Genomic DNA, 14,650 nt, shown 5'->3' with positions numbered 1-14,650 from the left:
CGTCAAGGCCGGGCAAAAGCCCGACGGGGGGCGCGAGGAGGGAAGACAATGCGCGACCGAGCGAGCGACGCGGCCGGGGAGTCGCCCGGCCGCAGGGCGCGCGGGGAACTGGAGAGCGGCGTGCTGGCCGTGCTCTGGGCCGCGGACGGGCCGCTGACCGCCCGGCAGGTCCTCGACGGGCTCTCCGGCGACCTGGCGTACACCACCGTGCTGACCATCCTGTCCCGCCTGCACGGCAAGGGCATGCTGGTCCGGCGGCGCGAGGGCCGCGGCTACGCCTACGCCCCCGCCCGCGACGAGGCATCCGACACCGCCGCCCGGATGCGCACCCTGCTGGACCGCGGCTCGGACCGGGAGGCGGTGCTCGCCCGGTTCGTCTCCGAACTCTCCGCCGCCGACGAGCAGTTGCTCCAGCGGCTGCTCGGCGGGTCCGACCCGGGCCGCCCCGGCGAGAGGGCGTGAACGGGTGACCTTCACCGTCTACGTGCCGCTGGTGGTGACCGTCGTCCTCGCGGTGCTCGCCCCCGCCGCCCGCCGGCTGCCGCCCCGCGCCGCCGCCCGCTCCCTGGCCTGCGCCGCGCTGGTGACGGCCACCGGCTGGCTCGGCTCGCTCGCCCTGCTCGCCTTCACCGGCCTCGCGCAGATACCCGAGGTCGCCGAGCAGGGCCACTGGTCGGTGGCCGCGCTGCGCGCCGAGGACCCGGTCTCCCTGGCCGTCGCGGCACTGGGCGCGCTCGGTCTGATCGCCGCGTTCGGCTCGCTCGCCGTGGCCGCCGTACGGCAGACCCGGCAACTGCTGTGGGCCCGGCGGGAGGCCGCAGCGGTGCCCGGCGACACCGAACTCACCGTCCTCGACGACGAGGTGCCACAGGCCTTCGCGCTGCCCGGCGCGCCCGGCCGGATCGTGGTCTCCCGCGGCATGCTGCGCTGCCTCGGCGACGACGAACGCGCCGCCCTGCTCGCCCACGAACGGGCCCACCTGCGCGGCCGGCACCACCTCTACCTCGCGCTGTGGCGGCTCACGGCCGCCGTCACCCCGCTGCTGCGCCCCCTCGCCGACGCGGGCGGCTTCGTGCTGGAACGCTGGGCCGACGAGGACGCGGCCACGCACGTGGGCAGCCGCACGGTGGTCGCCCGCGCCGTCGGCCGGGCCGCCCTGGCCTCCGCCGCCGCGCACCGCCAGCGCCAACTCGCCGCGACCGGCGGCGCCGTGCCGCAGCGGGTGCGGGCCCTGCTGGCTCCCCCTCCGGCGCCGCGCACCCTGCCGTTCGTGGCCGGCGCGGTGCTGCTGGCGCTGTGCTGCGCGAGCCTCGCCGAGGCCGCGTCCGACAGCGAGCGCATGGTCGTGACGGCCCGTTCGGCGCAGTGCGCCACCACCCGCCCGGCCCCGGTCGCCACCGACCGGGACGGCGCGTCCCACCGGCATCCGCACTGCCGTCCGCACCGGCACGCCAGGCCGCTGTAGTACCCCGGTACCACCCCCTCTGCCCCGTTCAGCCCCCGGTACCACGGGTTCGCGGGGTCACGGCGCCTAGCGTGGCGAGTGAGGCGTCAGGCGTGACGGACGCCACGGCCCGCGACAGAGGGAGTGCGAATGATCGACGCGCGACGACTGACCAAGAGGTACGGCGAGAAGACGGCGGTCGACGGACTGGACTTCGTGGTCAGACCCGGCACCGTCACCGGTTTCCTCGGCCCCAACGGCGCCGGGAAGTCCACCACCATGCGCATGATCGTCGGCCTCGACGCGCCCACGAGCGGCTCCGTCACCGTGAACGGCCGCCGCTACGCCGGTCACCGCGCCCCGCTCCAGGAGGTCGGCGCGCTGCTGGAGGCGAAGTCCGTGCACCCGGGACGCACCGCCTACCAGCACCTGCGCGCCCTCGCGCTGACCCATGGCATCCCGCGCCGCCGGGTCGAGGAGGTCATCGAACTCGCCGGCCTCGGCAGCGTCGCCGGGAAACGGGCCGGCTCCTTCTCGCTGGGCATGGGCCAGCGGCTCGGCATCGCCGCCGCCCTGCTCGGCGACCCCCGCACGGTGATGCTGGACGAGCCCGTCAACGGCCTCGACCCCGAGGGCGTCCTGTGGATCCGCAACCTGCTGACCTCGCTCGCGGCCGAGGGCCGGACCGTGTTCGTCTCCTCCCACCTGATGAGCGAGGTCGCCCTGGTCGCGGACCACCTGATCGTGGTCGGCCGCGGCCGGCTGCTCGCCGACACGACGGTCCGGGACCTGGTGCGCGAGGCGGGCGGCGACACCGTGACGGTCGCCACCCAGGACCCGGCGCGGCTGCGGGAGGTGCTCGCCGGACCCGGTGTGGAGATCACCGGCCGGGTCGGCTCGGAAGAACTCCAGGTCACCGGGGTCGGCGCCCGCCAGATCGGGCTGACCGCGGCCGAGCACGGCATCCCCCTGTTCGAGCTGACCACCAAGGTCGTGTCGCTCGAATCCGCCTTCATGGAACTGACCAGGGACGCCGTCGAGTACCACGGCACCGCCACCGCCACCGCCACCGCCACCGCCACCGCCACCGGCACCGGCACCGACCGCACCGGGAGCGCCGCATGAGCACCCTCACCGAGACCGGCAACCCCACCGGGAGCGCCCAGGCCGCGCCCGGCCGCCCCGCCTACCGTGTCACCGGACGGCGGGTCCTCGCCTCCGAATGGGCCAAGCTATGGTCCCTGCGCTCCACCTGGATCACCCTGGGCCTGGGACTGCTGTTCCTGGTCGCCTTCGGCGTCATCGCCGCGAGCCGCTACACGTCCATGACCGGATCGCCCCGGATGGACCGGGACTTCGCCCGCTCCACGGCCCTGAGCCTGTCCCTGTTCGGCGCCAACTTCGCCCAACTCGCCCTCGGCGTACTCGGCGTGCTGGTCACCGCGGGGGAGTACTCCACCGGCATGATCCGTTCCACCATGGCCGCGGTGCCGCGCCGGCTGCCCGTGCTGTGGTGCAAGGCGGCGGTGTACGGGCTGGTCGCGCTGGTCGTCGGCACCGTCGGCGCCTGGATCGCCTTCCTGATCGGCAGCCGTATCGTCGCCGGCACCCCCGCCGCCCTGACCCTCGGCCACGCGGGCGTCGTACGCGGCCTGCTGGGCGCCGGACTCTACCTCGGCCTGGTCGGGGTGGTCGGCGCCGCCCTGGGCGCCCTGCTGCGCTCGGTGGCCGGCGGCATCTCGGTCCTGGTCGCCGTCTTCATGCTCGTCCCCGGCCTCGCCTCGCTGCTGCCGAGTTCCTGGCAGGACGACCTCACCCCCTACCTGCCGAGCAACGCGGGCCAGGCGATGTACGCCCTCACCCACGACGCCACCACCCTGGCGCCCGGCACCGGACTGCTCGTCTTCCTCGGCTGGACCGCGCTCGCACTCGCCGGCGCCGCGTACCGGCTGCGCCGCGGTGACGTCTGACCGCCCGCACGGCGCGGGACCCGCCACGACCACGGCGGACCTCGGCGCGATGGGGCCGCTCGCCGCCCGGCTCGGCCGGGCCGGCCGGCGGCTGCGGCGCGCCGACCGCGCCCGCCCCTGGGTGCTGGACACCGCGCTGGTGGCGGTGGTCTTCCTGCTGTTCTGCCTGCCGGACCTGCTGCACGGCGGCGTCGTGGACGCCGACGGCCCGCGCCGGTTCCGGCTCGCCTTCACCAGGCTGCCGCCCGCCGCCATGCTCGCCCTCCAGACGGGCCTGGTGCTGCCGCTGCTGTGGCGCCGGCGCCACCCCACGGCCGCCTTCGGCGCGATCGCCGCCGTGTTCGTCCTCCAATGGGCCCTGGGCGCGGCCCTGCACGCGGACGTCGCCCTCTTCCTCGCCCTGTACAGCCTGGCCCTGCACGGCCGGCCGCGCCGACTGCCCTTCGCCTGCGCGGTGATGGCGGCGGCCCTCGCCCTGGTCGCGGCGCGGATGTCGGTGGTCGTGTCCACGGTGGACGCGCTGTTCTTCCTGCTGAGCACGGCGACCGCGGCCCTCGCGCTCGGCCTGGTGATCCGGATCCGCCGCGCCCAGCTTGCCGCGCTGCGGGACCGGGCGGCACGGTTGGAGACGGAGCGCGACCAGCGCAGCAGACTGGCCGCCGCCTCCGAACGGGCCCGGATGGCACGGGAGATGCACGACATCGTCGGACACAACCTGTCCGTCATCATCACCCTCGCCGACGCGGGCGCCCACGCCTGCGCGGCCGACCCCGCGCGCGGCGCGGAGGCACTCGGGCTGATCGGCGACACCGGACGCCAGGCGCTCGGCGAACTCCGGCGCGTGCTGGGCGTGTTGCGCGACGCCGACGGTCCGCCCGCCGGCCCCGCGTCCGGCCGGTCCGGCCTCGGCCCGTCCGACCTCAGTCCGCAGCCCGGCCTCGCGGACATCGGCGCGCTGTGCCAGGGCGTGCGCGCCGCCGGCCTCGACGTCGTCTACCGGACCGCGGGGAACACCGAAGCCCTCGACGGGGGCGTGCAGTTGACCGTCTACCGGATCGTGCAGGAAGCCATGACCAACACCTTGAAGCACGCGGGCACCGGCACCCGGGTGGACCTCGCGATCGACGTCGAGGACACCCGGCTCGGCATCCGCGTCCGCGACACCGGCCGGACCCGCGAAGGACGCCGAACGGAAGAAGGGCAGGGCCTGCTGGGCATGCGCGAGCGGGCCGCGCTCTACGGCGGACACGTCAGCGCGGGCCCGGCCCCGGGCGGCGGCTGGGCGGTGGCGGCCACCCTGGACCTCACCCCGCAGGAGGGCACCGCGTGACCACCGTGCTCATCGTGGACGACCAGCCGCTGCAACGGTACGGCTTCCGGATGCTGCTCGGCTCCGTGCCGGGCACCGAGGTGGTCGGCGAGGCCGAGCACGGCGCCGAGGCCGTGCGCAGGGCCGCCGAACTGCGCCCGGACGTCGTGCTGATGGACATCCGCATGCCCGGGATGGACGGCATCGAGGCCACCCGCCGCATCGTCGCCGCCGGACACCGCTCGCGCGTCCTCGTGCTCACCACCTTCGACCTGGACGAGTACGTGCACGCGGCCCTGCGCGCCGGTGCCAGTGGCTTCCTGCTGAAGGACGCCCGCCCCGACGAACTGCTGGCCGGCATCCGCGCCGTCTCGGCCGGCGACGCGGTGATCGCCCCCTCCCTCACCCGCCGCCTGCTGGACGAGTTCGCCCGCTACGGCGCCGCCCGCACCGGCGCCGACGACCCCCGCCTCGGCCGGCTGACCGAGCGGGAACGCGAGATCCTGATCGCCATCGGCAAGGGCTGGACCAACGGCGAGATCGCCGCCCGCCTCGTGCTGTCCGAGTCCACGGTGAAGACGCACGTGGGCCGCGTCCTGGCCAAGACCGGCGCCCGCGACCGCGTCCAGGCGGTGATCTTCGCCTACGACCACGGGCTCGCCCGGCCGGGCGCCCGCTGACCCCCTCGCCGAGCGCCGCGCTCACGGCGCCCCGGGGGGCCGACTGGGCCGGACGAGTGACGGGGTGCCGCACGGGATCGTACGAGGCGCCCGCCCGGCGGCCCCGCGCCCACCGGCCCCCACCCGGCGCGGCGCACCGCCGCGACCACCCCCGCCGCGGGCCCGGACGAAGGTGCGGCGCCGGTGGCGCTGGCCCACGATGGACGCGGGTCGTGTCCCGTTCGGCGCGGCCGCAGCCGTCGTACGTCGTCGAGCCGAGGGAGCGTCGGATGCGAGCGGACGGCACCGCACCCGGACGGCCCGCGCCGGGCGGTCCTGACCCAGGGGAAGTGCTGCGCGGCTGCGCGCGGGAGGTGCTGGAGGTCGCCGAGGGCATCCGCGCGGTGGCCGAGCGCACCGCCACCACCCTGCGCGCCCCCGGCCTGGCCGCCACCCGCCGCCCCCGTACCGGCCTCGCGGCACGCTGGGCGCTGCTGCGGGCCCTCACCGGAGGTCAGGGCCTCGGCCGGCCGGCGGGCACGACGGCGGACGGCCCCCGCGGCGGTGCCGCCCGCGTGCTGGGCGCCGCCGGCCGGGCGCTCGGCGGCGAAAGCCTGGCCGCCCTGGTGGCGCTCACCTCCCTGCGGCTGCGCGTGGCCGCCGTGCTCGCCGACCATCCCGAACTGGCGCACGCCCCCGGGATGCGCCTGCTGACCCGGGCCGTCGCCGCCGACCGCGACCAGGACGCCGTACGGGCCCTGCGCGCCCTGCTGCACGACCGTACGGCCCAGCGCGCCCTGTCCGGGCTCGCACCGCTGATAGCCGAACTCCTCGCGGTGCGCGACGTGCTGGACGGGAAGACCGGGACCGGCGGGGCGGCCGGCGCCGAGGGCGGGGCCGAGGCCGTCGACCTCGCGGACCAGCGCCGGCGGACCCTCGCCACCGAGGGCTCCTTCCTCGGCTTCCTGCGCAACATCGAGGTGCTCTCCACCGACGGGCGGATCCTCGTCCAGAACGTGCGCGGCCCCGACGGCGTCGTCCGCTATGTGCTCCAGGCCCCCGGCACGGCCCCCGGGCGCCCGCGCAGCGACGCTCCGCAGGACCTCGTCGGCGCCTGGCGCGACCTGTGCGGCACGGACTCGCCGTACACCCGCTCGCTCACCCGGGCCGTGGCCGGCCACGGCATTCCGCGCGGCGCCGAACTCGCGCTGATCGGGCACGGCGAGGGCGGCAACGCGGTGCTGAACCTCGCCCAGGACGAGGAGTTCTGCCGCACCTACCGGGTCACCCATGTCATCGCCGTGGGCTCCCCGGCCGGCGACCGCAAACCCGCCGACCCGCGCACCTGGGTGGCCACCGTCACCAACCAGTTCGACCTGGTGGCCGCCCCCGACGGCGGCCGCGCGGCCCCGGCGGCCTCCGGGACCGCGGCGGATCACACAGCCCCCGCGGCCCCCGCCACCCCCGCGGCCCCCGCCACCCCCGCGGACCACACCCGCCCCGCACCCACGCCACCGCGGCCGGGCCGGTACGACGTCGAGTACGCCGGTCCCAGCCGGGAGTTCCCGCTGTGCCACCGGCTGCGCGAGTACATCGAGCACCTCAGGACCCTGCTGCCCGCGGCCCGCGCGGACATCGACGAGGCGCTGACGCCCTACCAGGGCCCCGTCGTCCGCACCCAGGCATACCGGCTCCAGGACCACGCCCACCCGCCCGCGGGCCACCCCTTCCTCACCCTGGCCACGGCGCCCGTGCGCACCACGGTCGGCCCCGTCGACGTGCCGGTGCGCTACTACGACTCCGCAGCTGCCCACCTCTGCTTCCCCGTCGATCCGGACGCCGCCCGGAACCTGCTGCCGGACGCCCCCTGGCTGACCCCGAGCCGGCTCGGCCGCCGGGCCCTCGCGGTGCTGTCCGTGCACGAGCACCGCTGCACCACCATCGGCCCGTACACCGAGATCGCCCTGTCCGTCCTGGTGGACGACCTGTGGCGGCCGCGCCCGTACGACGCCGTCACCGATCTGCTGCGCCGCGTCGACCTGCGCCGCACCGGCCGCTACGTCCTCTCCCTCGCCGTCACCACCGAGGCCGCCCGCGTGGTCGCCCGGGAGATCTGGGGGCAGCCCGCGCTGCGGATGCGCGTCGAGGCCGACCTGACGGGCCGGGAGATCCGGGCCCGCTCCCAGGACCTCGGCCTCGCGGTCGAGGGCCGGCTCGGGCCGGGCGTGCGCTGCCCCGACGCCGACCGGGCCCTCTACGGCCGCCGCGCCACCAGCACGGTGCGCACCCTGGTCCGGGCGCACGGCGGACTCCGGCTGCACCCGGGCGCGGGCGTGCGGGTACGGCTGGGCACCGCGGCGGCCGAACCCCTCGCCGGACAGCTGCGCCGGCTCGGCATCGACGCGGCCCGGCCCCTGTTCGTGCTGGCCTGCCCGCAGTTCATGGCCCATCGCGGCGGCGGCGCCGTCCTCGCGCGCTGAAGCCCCACAGCAGACCGGGAGTACCCATGGTGACCGAGTCCCCCCGGGCGAGCACGGCCCGTGCCGACGAACTCCTCGCCCACGCCGGCCGGTTGCGGGCCGACGCCGACCTCATGGACGGCTACGCCCGGCGCCTGCGCGCCACCGCCGCCACGCTCGGCACCTGTCCGGCGGCGCCCGGCGGGAGCCGGGCCGCGCTGGCCCGGCAGGCCGCCGCCTGCACGTCGGCGGCGGACCGACTGCGGTCCGCCGCCGAGGCGTTGCTCATCCACGCGCGCGGCGACGGACCGGCCCCGGAGCCCCGGCCCGCCGCCCGTTGATCAGCCGGGCTGCTCCTCGGAGCCGGGCTTGGGGCGGGCGCCGGTCCAGGAGGGATCGACGGCCGGAACGGGAACGGGAACGGGGGCGATGGGGTGCACGGAAGTCCTCCGGACTGGTGGGGGGATGATCTGCGAGGGACGGTCGGCAGACGTCAGACGGAAGCGAGTTCGGCCCAGACGACGCGGGCGGGGCGGCCGGGCGGGAAGGTGACGCCCCAGCCGCGGCTCAGCGCCTCGACCAGGAGCAGCCCGCGCCCGTGCTGGTCGTCGGGCCCGGGACGGCAGGCCACCGGGAGTGCGACGTCCTCGTCCCCGGCCTCGTCCTCGACCTCGACGCGTATCCGGTCCGCCGTGCCGTCCAGCCGGCAGGCGATCCGGTCGCCGCCCGCGTGCACGAGCGCGTTGGTGACCAGCTCGGAGGTGACCAGCAGGGCGTCGTCCCGCACGTCCTGCGGTATGCCCCAGGCGGTCAGCAGCTCCCGCACCACCCGCCGGGCGGAGCCGACGGCCGCGGGCCGGGCCGGCAGGTCGAACGAGGCCGTGGGACCGAGGAGTCCGGACCCGGCGGCGGACCGGCCGGGAAGCCGCGGGCGGCGCCGGTCCGCGATCGGCGCGGGGACGTCGCCCGGCGTCCGGGCGCCGGCGGAGTCCGGGGCGCCAGGGGGGTCCGGGGTGCCGGCCGGTTCCGGTGGCACGCGGTGCGGCGGCCGGGCCGTGGACGCGGCCCGGTGCGGATCCTCGGCCACCCGCGGCGGGCGCGCCGTCATCGGCGCGCGGGGGCCCGCGTCCTCGACGGAGGAGCGGTCCGTGCCGACGTCGCCAAGGGGGCGGTGGAGTGGTCGGGGGACGGAGGGCGGAGCCATTGCCGTGCGCCTTTCGTCCGGCCTCGCGCGGGATGCGTCCGGCCGTGCGTGGTGGGGGGTCGGGCTGCCGGCCGTGCGCAGCAGACGACGCACCGCCTCGGACGAAGCCGTGCCGCGGCCCGGTCTCCCCCGACGGGCCACACCGTCTGCTCCTCGGTCGGCCGGAGCAGTCGCCCCACTTTCCCATCTGCCAACAACGGCTCGCAACCTGCGAGTTGAAAATTGCACAGCGTCCCGTGCATGCTGCCCGCTCCGGGGACGCGTGCGCATGGCACGCCCGGCGCGACGGTGTGTGAAGGTGGACCCTGATGTCTGTTCCAGGGGGTGGGATGACCGCGGAGACCGACTGGGGCGGCGTCCCCTCCGTGCTGCGTATGATCCTTGGCCGGCAGCTGGAGCAGTTGCGGGTGCGGGCCGGACTCGGGTACGCCGAGGCCGGCGCCGCCATCGGGGTCAGCCACTCCACGATCCGCCGCATGGAGGCCGCCAAGGTGGCCCGGCTGCGGCTCACCGACGCCGAGAAGCTGCTCCAGGTCTACGGCGTCACCGACCGGCGGGAGATCGAGTCCTTCCTGCGGTCCGTGCGCGAGGCCAACCAGCGCGGCTGGTGGCACGCCTACCGCGACGTCATGCCCGGCTGGTGCGCCGTCCACCTCGGCCTTGAGCAGGCCGCGACACAGATCCGCGCCTACGAGAACCAGTGTGTGCACGGGCTGTTACAGACCGAGGGATACGCCCGTGCCCTGCTGCGCGCGAGCCATCCGCACGCGTCCGCCGAGGACACCGAGCGCCGGGTCGCCCTGCGCATGCGCCGGCAGGAACTCCTGTCCGGTGACGCGCCACCGCGGCTCTGGGTGGTGATGGACGAGACCGCGCTGCGCCGCCCGGTCGGCGGCCCGGAGGCGATGCGCGCCCAGATCGACCACCTCGTCGAGATCGGCCGGTTGCCCCATGTGACCGTCCAGCTCATGCCGTTCGACCACGGCCCGCACCCCGCGATGCGCGCGTGCGCCTACCACCTCTTCCGGTTCCGGGCCCGGGAACTGCCCGACATCGTGCACGTGGAAGGCCTGCTCGGCGCCGTCCGCGTCGACAAGCCCGACGAGGTCCTGGCCTACCGCGAGGCCCTGGACCGGCTGAGCGCGCAGGCGGCGTCCGCCGCGAAGACCGAGACCCTGCTCGGTAGGATTCGCAGGGAACTGAACTCCCTTTGACACCCGAACAGTTGGCGCAAACGGTGGAATCCGCCACCGCCCGCATCCCCGATCCGGATGGGAGACACGGCGTTGCCCGACAACGGATGGCCGGCCGACCGCATCGACACCCGGCACGCCCACTCGGCCCGCATCTACGACTACATCCTCGGCGGCAAGGACTACTACCCCGCCGACCGGGAGGCGGGCGACGCCATGGCCCGCGAGTGGCCCGCGCTCCCCGTCCACATGCGCGCCAACCGCGACTTCATGAACCGCGCCGTGCGCTGGCTCGCCGAGGAGGCCGGCATGCGCCAGTTCCTCGACATCGGCACCGGCATCCCGACCTCGCCCAACCTGCACGAGATCGCCCAGGCCGTGGCCCCGGAGTCCCGCGTCGTCTACGTCGACAACGACCCGATCGTCCTCACCCTCTCCCAGGGCCTGCTCTCCAGCACCCCCGAAGGCCGCACCGCCTACCTGGAAGCCGACTTCCGCGACCCGGCGGCCATCCTGAACGCCCCCGAGCTGCGCGAGACCCTGGACCTGGAGCGCCCGGTCGCCCTCACGGTCATCGCCATCGTCCACTTCATGCTGGACGAGGACGACGCGGTCGGCGTCGTACGCCGTCTCCTGGAGCCCCTCCCCGCCGGCAGTCACCTGGCGATGTCCATCGGCACCGCCGAGTTCGCCCCCGAGGAGGTGGGCCGGGTCGCCCGCGAGTACGCGGCCCGTGACATGCCGATGCGTCTGCGCACGATGTCCGAGGCCGAGGAGTTCTTCAAGGACCTGGACCTGATCGAGCCCGGCATCGTGCAGGTCCACAAGTGGCATCCGGACGGCACGGGCGAGCAGGGCATCCGGGACGAGGACATCGCCATGTACGGAGCAGTCGCCCGCAAGCCGTGACGGCTCCCGCGCGGTGGACGGGAGTCCCACCGCCGTAGGGCGGCCCCACCTGTCCGCGGACCTCCAGGGACCGCGAGCGGCGGCCGTGCCCGCAGGTCACCACGGCCGGGCCGGTCGCCGGGGAGCCGCTTCGGGCCGTGTCGGCCCGGGACCGCCGGGTACCCGTACGACCCCCGGGCCGGCGCGCGCCCGGGACGTACGGCGCGAAGGGAGGGCCCATGACGCACAACGGGGAGGAGACCGCGGCCGCGCGCAGGCCGCAGATCCAGGAGGTGACCGAGCTGCGGCTGCCGCCGGACGGGCCGCGGCCCCAGGCCCCGCAGGGAGACCGGAGCACCCCGCCGGGCGAGGAAGCACCGGGCCGGCCGCACGGCAGCGGCACCTCGACGGGCGCGGACGCGCCGGACCTGCCACAGGACGGCGGCACCCCGCCGGGCGACGACGCGCCGGACCTGCCGCACGACCGCAGCCAGGCCATCCTGGAGGCCGCCAAGCAGATCGGCGCCCTGCTCAAACGCGCGGACCACCCCTTCGCCCTGGCCGGCAGCGTCGCGGTCTACGCCCACGGCGGCAGCCGCTACCTCCAGCACGACGCCGACTTCTGCGTGCTGCCCGGCGACGCCGACGCGGTGGCCGCGACCCTGCGCGAGGCCGGGCTCGCCGTCCGCACCCCGCCGGAGGACTGGCTGCTGAAGACCACGTGCCAGGGGCAGAACGTGGACATCATCTTCGCGCTCGCCCACGAGCCCGTCACCAAGGACATGCTGGAGCGCGCGCACGTGCTGCCCGTGGACTCGGTGCTGATGCCGGTGCTCTGCCCCACCGATCTGATCCGCAGCCTGATCAGCGCCTTCTCCGAGCACTACTGCGACTTCGGGGCCGTACTGCCGGTGGCCCGCGCGGTGCGCGAGAAGGTCGACTGGGACGTGATCCGCGACACCTGCGGCGACCAGCCCATGCCGGCCGCCTTCCTCTTCCTCCTCGAACGCCTCGACGTGATCGCACCCCGGGAGCAGCGGACATGACCGACGCAGCCGCACCACCACCGGAGAGCGGACTGGACTACCGCGTCGCCCACCTCGCCGAGCGCCTCGCCGCCGGCCGGCTCGGCGAACTCGGTGTGCGCCTGGAGACCCGAGGGGACGCCGTCCTGCTCACCGGAACCGTCCCGTCCACCGAGTGCCGGGACGAGATCCTGCGACTGGCCCGCGAGGAACTGGCGCACCACCCGGTCCACAGCGACCTGCTCATCGCCGGCACCTCCTCGCCCGACCACGGAGAGGACCTGACATGATCCGCGTCGCGGCCGTCGGGGACATCCACATGGGCCCCGAAAGCCAGGGCACGCTGCGCCCCTCCTTCGAAACGCTGCCCGACCGCGCCGACGTGCTGCTGCTGGCCGGCGACCTGACCCGGCACGGCACCCCCGAGGAGGCCGCGGTCGTCGCCCGCGAGATCGAGAACCTCGGAGTGCCCGTGGTCGCCGTCCTCGGCAACCACGACCACCACGACGAACGCCCCGAAGAGGTCACGGCGATCCTCCGCGAGGCCGGCGCGCACGTGCTGGAGGGTCAGGCCGCCGTGGTCTCCGCCGGGGACGCGAGGATCGGGGTGGCCGGTACCAAGGGCTTCGGCGGCGGCTTCGTGGGCCGCTGCGCGGGCGAGTTCGGCGAACCCCTGATGAAGGAGTTCGTCCGCTACACCCGCCGCTGCGCCGACGGCCTGCACGGCGCCCTGAAGGACCTGGACCAGTGGGGCTGCGACGTCCGGATCGCGCTCACCCACTTCTCGCCGGTGCCGGACACCCTGGCCGGGGAGCCGCCGGAGATCTACCCGTTCCTCGGCAGCTACCTCCTCGCGGAGGCCATCGACACCGCGGGCGCCGACCTGGCCGTCCACGGACATGCCCACGCGGGCACCGAACACGGCATGACCAGCGGCGGCGTGCGCGTGCGCAATGTCGCCCAGCCGGTGATCGGACAGGCCTTCCACGTGTACAACCTGCCGGGCCGTCCGGGCTGACGCGGGCGTCAGGCGGCCGTGCCCAGGGCGGCCCGCCCGGTGACCTCGCCGTCCGTTGCGGGCAGCGCCGTCACCGGCAGCACACCGCCGCGGCGGCGCACCAGCAGACCCGCGCCGACCGACGCGGCGATCAGCAGGCCGCCCGTGACGAGGGCGCCGCGCGCCCCGGCAGTCTGCATCAGCAGGCCCAGCAGGGGCGGCCCGCCGAGGCTCCACACCGTGCCGATGCTGCTCCACACGCCGAGCACCCGGCCACGCAGATGCGCGGGCGGATCGGTCTGCAGCACGGCCGTGCCCGCGGTGTCGGAGACGGACTCCACCACGGCCATCGGCAGCACCAGCACGAGCAGCACCGCGAGCGACGGCGACACCCCGGCCACCGCCTGGAGCAGGCCGCCCGCTGCCGCGAGCAGTCCCACCGTGCGCACCGACGGGCGGCGCAGCCGGGCGCCGAGCACCGCGCCGAGGATGCCGCCGACGGCCAGCACCGTGGAGACGGTGCCGAACGAGCCGGCACCGCCCGCGAGCGGCCCGGTGACGAGGACGGCCAGGGTGAGACCGTAGTTGCGGCCGAAGACCGAGCTGATGCCGGTGATCCCGGCCAGTGCCATCAGCCGGGGCCGCCGCACGAAGTACGTGAGCCCCTCGCGCACGCTCATCTCCGCCCGTTCCGGCACCGCCCGCGGCTCGGCCGCCGGCCGCTCGGCGGCCCCGCGCACGGGCCGCAGGAACGGCACCACCGCCGCCACGAACAGGAAGGAGAGGCCGTTGGCCGCATAGGCGGCGCCCGTGCCGAGGAGGGCGACGGTGACCCCGGCCAGCGCGGTGCCCGCGAGCCGTCCCGCGCTGTGCACCAGGGCGCCGACACCGATCGCGGACGGCACGTCCTCCACGGGTACGAGGTCGTTGCCGAGCAGCGCGCAGGCCGGTCCGTCGACGGTGGCGATGACACCGGTCACGGCGGCCAGCACCAGCAGCGACGTCATGTCGATCCGGTCCAGCGCCACCAGCAGCGCCGTGGTGAAGGCGACCGCGCCCAGCAGGGCCTGGCTGACGGCGACCGTGAGCTTGCGGGGCCAGCGGTCCACGGCGGCGCCGCCCAGCAGGCTCACGAACAGGGCGGGCGCGGCCTGCACGGACATCGACAGACCGGTGGCCGCCGCCGAGCCCGTGATGTGCAGCACGAGCAGGTTCTGCACCGTGAGCTGCATCCAGGTGCCGGCGTTGGAGACGAAGTTCGCGGCCGACCACCAGCGCATGCCCCGGTGGCGCAGGGACCGCCACGGAGCGCGCGAGGCGGGGGCGGTACGGGAGGCGGGCGTGGCCGGGACAGAGGAAGAGGGCACGACGGGGTACTCGACAACCAGGGGGTCGGGAAAGCGACCGACGGTGGCCATCGGGCCGGCTGCGCTGCACGGCCGGACCATTCGGTCAGGGCGTCGACCATCGTGGCAGACGGCGGGCGACCACCGCTCGGAGCA

Annotated in this window: 15 protein-coding genes; 13 read left to right on the top strand and 2 right to left on the bottom strand. The window is 75.7% G+C overall.

Going from position 1 to position 14,650, the window contains the following annotated elements; translation table 11 throughout:
- Positions 1-48 precede the first annotated feature (48 nt).
- The 8 genes from HZZ00_RS21160 (at position 49) to HZZ00_RS21125 (ending at position 8,182) form a co-directional block, all read left to right on the top strand.
- The gene (locus HZZ00_RS21160) at positions 49-462 is read left to right on the top strand and encodes a BlaI/MecI/CopY family transcriptional regulator (protein WP_180327907.1); all 414 of its coding nucleotides are present in this window, start codon (positions 49-51) and stop codon (positions 460-462) included.
- A gap of 4 nt (positions 463-466) precedes the next feature.
- Positions 467-1,465: a M56 family metallopeptidase gene (locus HZZ00_RS21155; RefSeq protein ID WP_180327906.1), complete on the top strand. Its 999-nt coding sequence runs from the start codon at positions 467-469 to the stop codon at positions 1,463-1,465.
- Between the two features lie 129 nt (positions 1,466-1,594).
- The gene (locus tag HZZ00_RS21150; RefSeq protein ID WP_180327905.1) at positions 1,595-2,569 is read left to right on the top strand and encodes an ABC transporter ATP-binding protein; all 975 of its coding nucleotides are present in this window, start codon (positions 1,595-1,597) and stop codon (positions 2,567-2,569) included.
- Positions 2,566-3,414, top strand: coding sequence for an ABC transporter permease (locus HZZ00_RS21145; protein ID WP_180327904.1), 849 nt, complete (start codon positions 2,566-2,568; stop codon positions 3,412-3,414). The genes HZZ00_RS21150 and HZZ00_RS21145 overlap by 4 nt, the downstream gene beginning before the upstream one ends.
- A gap of 49 nt (positions 3,415-3,463) precedes the next feature.
- The gene (locus tag HZZ00_RS21140; RefSeq protein WP_180333643.1) at positions 3,464-4,744 is read left to right on the top strand and encodes a sensor histidine kinase; all 1,281 of its coding nucleotides are present in this window, start codon (positions 3,464-3,466) and stop codon (positions 4,742-4,744) included.
- A complete protein-coding gene (locus HZZ00_RS21135; RefSeq protein WP_180327903.1) occupies positions 4,741-5,403 on the top strand; it encodes a response regulator transcription factor in 663 nt (220 codons plus the stop codon). Before HZZ00_RS21140 ends, HZZ00_RS21135 begins: the two co-directional genes overlap by 4 nt.
- A gap of 269 nt (positions 5,404-5,672) precedes the next feature.
- Entirely contained in the window at positions 5,673-7,862 is a 2,190-nt protein-coding gene (locus tag HZZ00_RS21130) for an acetoacetate decarboxylase family protein (RefSeq protein ID WP_180327902.1), read from the top strand.
- Between the two features lie 26 nt (positions 7,863-7,888).
- A complete protein-coding gene (locus HZZ00_RS21125) occupies positions 7,889-8,182 on the top strand; it encodes a hypothetical protein (RefSeq protein WP_180327901.1) in 294 nt (97 codons plus the stop codon).
- Between the two features lie 152 nt (positions 8,183-8,334).
- On the opposite strand, the gene HZZ00_RS21120 is transcribed toward HZZ00_RS21125, so the two are convergent.
- On the bottom strand, positions 8,335-9,045 hold the full coding sequence (locus tag HZZ00_RS21120; protein WP_180327900.1) for an ATP-binding protein: 711 nt from the start codon (positions 9,043-9,045) through the stop codon (positions 8,335-8,337).
- A 329-nt stretch (positions 9,046-9,374) separates the two neighbouring features.
- On the opposite strand from HZZ00_RS21120, the gene HZZ00_RS21115 reads away from it, so the two are divergent.
- From HZZ00_RS21115 to HZZ00_RS21095, 5 genes are all read left to right on the top strand, one after another.
- Complete coding sequence (locus tag HZZ00_RS21115) at positions 9,375-10,259, top strand: helix-turn-helix transcriptional regulator (protein WP_180327899.1); 885 nt, start codon at positions 9,375-9,377, stop codon at positions 10,257-10,259.
- Between the two features lie 72 nt (positions 10,260-10,331).
- Positions 10,332-11,147: an SAM-dependent methyltransferase gene (locus HZZ00_RS21110; RefSeq protein ID WP_180327898.1), complete on the top strand. Its 816-nt coding sequence runs from the start codon at positions 10,332-10,334 to the stop codon at positions 11,145-11,147.
- A gap of 218 nt (positions 11,148-11,365) precedes the next feature.
- On the top strand, positions 11,366-12,172 hold the full coding sequence (locus HZZ00_RS21105; RefSeq protein WP_257584980.1) for a nucleotidyltransferase family protein: 807 nt from the start codon (positions 11,366-11,368) through the stop codon (positions 12,170-12,172).
- Positions 12,169-12,441 carry a BON domain-containing protein gene (locus tag HZZ00_RS21100; RefSeq protein ID WP_180327897.1) on the top strand — a complete coding sequence of 91 codons (273 nt, stop codon included), beginning with the start codon at positions 12,169-12,171 and terminating at the stop codon, positions 12,439-12,441. The genes HZZ00_RS21105 and HZZ00_RS21100 overlap by 4 nt, the downstream gene beginning before the upstream one ends.
- Positions 12,438-13,169, top strand: coding sequence for a metallophosphoesterase (locus HZZ00_RS21095; protein ID WP_180327896.1), 732 nt, complete (start codon positions 12,438-12,440; stop codon positions 13,167-13,169). Before HZZ00_RS21100 ends, HZZ00_RS21095 begins: the two co-directional genes overlap by 4 nt.
- Before the next feature lie 8 nt (positions 13,170-13,177).
- Here HZZ00_RS21095 and HZZ00_RS21090 read toward each other — a convergent pair whose 3' ends face one another.
- Positions 13,178-14,428 (bottom strand): MFS transporter, encoded by a 1,251-nt coding sequence (locus HZZ00_RS21090; RefSeq protein WP_257585984.1) that lies wholly within the window; start codon positions 14,426-14,428, stop codon positions 13,178-13,180.
- Positions 14,429-14,650 lie beyond the last annotated feature (222 nt).

This window comes from Streptomyces sp. NEAU-sy36, from assembly GCF_013423905.1.
Taxonomy (GTDB): domain Bacteria; phylum Actinomycetota; class Actinomycetes; order Streptomycetales; family Streptomycetaceae; genus Streptomyces; species Streptomyces misionensis.
Note: the sequence above shows the minus strand (reverse complement) of the source record. Positions and strands in the feature narration are given on the sequence as shown.

What these genes read in the sequence shown, in the direction of transcription:
- HZZ00_RS21145 (WP_180327904.1), top strand. Translation starts at nt 2,566, where the DNA reads ATGAGCACCCTCACCGAGACCGGCAACCCCACCGGGAGCGCCCAGGCC.
- HZZ00_RS21130 (WP_180327902.1), top strand. Translation starts at nt 5,673, where the DNA reads ATGCGAGCGGACGGCACCGCACCCGGACGGCCCGCGCCGGGCGGTCCT.
- HZZ00_RS21150 (WP_180327905.1), top strand. Translation starts at nt 1,595, where the DNA reads ATGATCGACGCGCGACGACTGACCAAGAGGTACGGCGAGAAGACGGCG.
- HZZ00_RS21090 (WP_257585984.1), bottom strand. Translation starts at nt 14,428, where the DNA reads ATGCGCTGGTGGTCGGCCGCGAACTTCGTCTCCAACGCCGGCACCTGG.
- HZZ00_RS21120 (WP_180327900.1), bottom strand. Translation starts at nt 9,045, where the DNA reads ATGGCTCCGCCCTCCGTCCCCCGACCACTCCACCGCCCCCTTGGCGAC.
- HZZ00_RS21095 (WP_180327896.1), top strand. Translation starts at nt 12,438, where the DNA reads ATGATCCGCGTCGCGGCCGTCGGGGACATCCACATGGGCCCCGAAAGC.
- HZZ00_RS21160 (WP_180327907.1), top strand. Translation starts at nt 49, where the DNA reads ATGCGCGACCGAGCGAGCGACGCGGCCGGGGAGTCGCCCGGCCGCAGG.
- HZZ00_RS21125 (WP_180327901.1), top strand. Translation starts at nt 7,889, where the DNA reads ATGGTGACCGAGTCCCCCCGGGCGAGCACGGCCCGTGCCGACGAACTC.
- HZZ00_RS21140 (WP_180333643.1), top strand. Translation starts at nt 3,464, where the DNA reads ATGGGGCCGCTCGCCGCCCGGCTCGGCCGGGCCGGCCGGCGGCTGCGG.
- HZZ00_RS21115 (WP_180327899.1), top strand. Translation starts at nt 9,375, where the DNA reads ATGACCGCGGAGACCGACTGGGGCGGCGTCCCCTCCGTGCTGCGTATG.
- HZZ00_RS21100 (WP_180327897.1), top strand. Translation starts at nt 12,169, where the DNA reads ATGACCGACGCAGCCGCACCACCACCGGAGAGCGGACTGGACTACCGC.
- HZZ00_RS21105 (WP_257584980.1), top strand. Translation starts at nt 11,366, where the DNA reads ATGACGCACAACGGGGAGGAGACCGCGGCCGCGCGCAGGCCGCAGATC.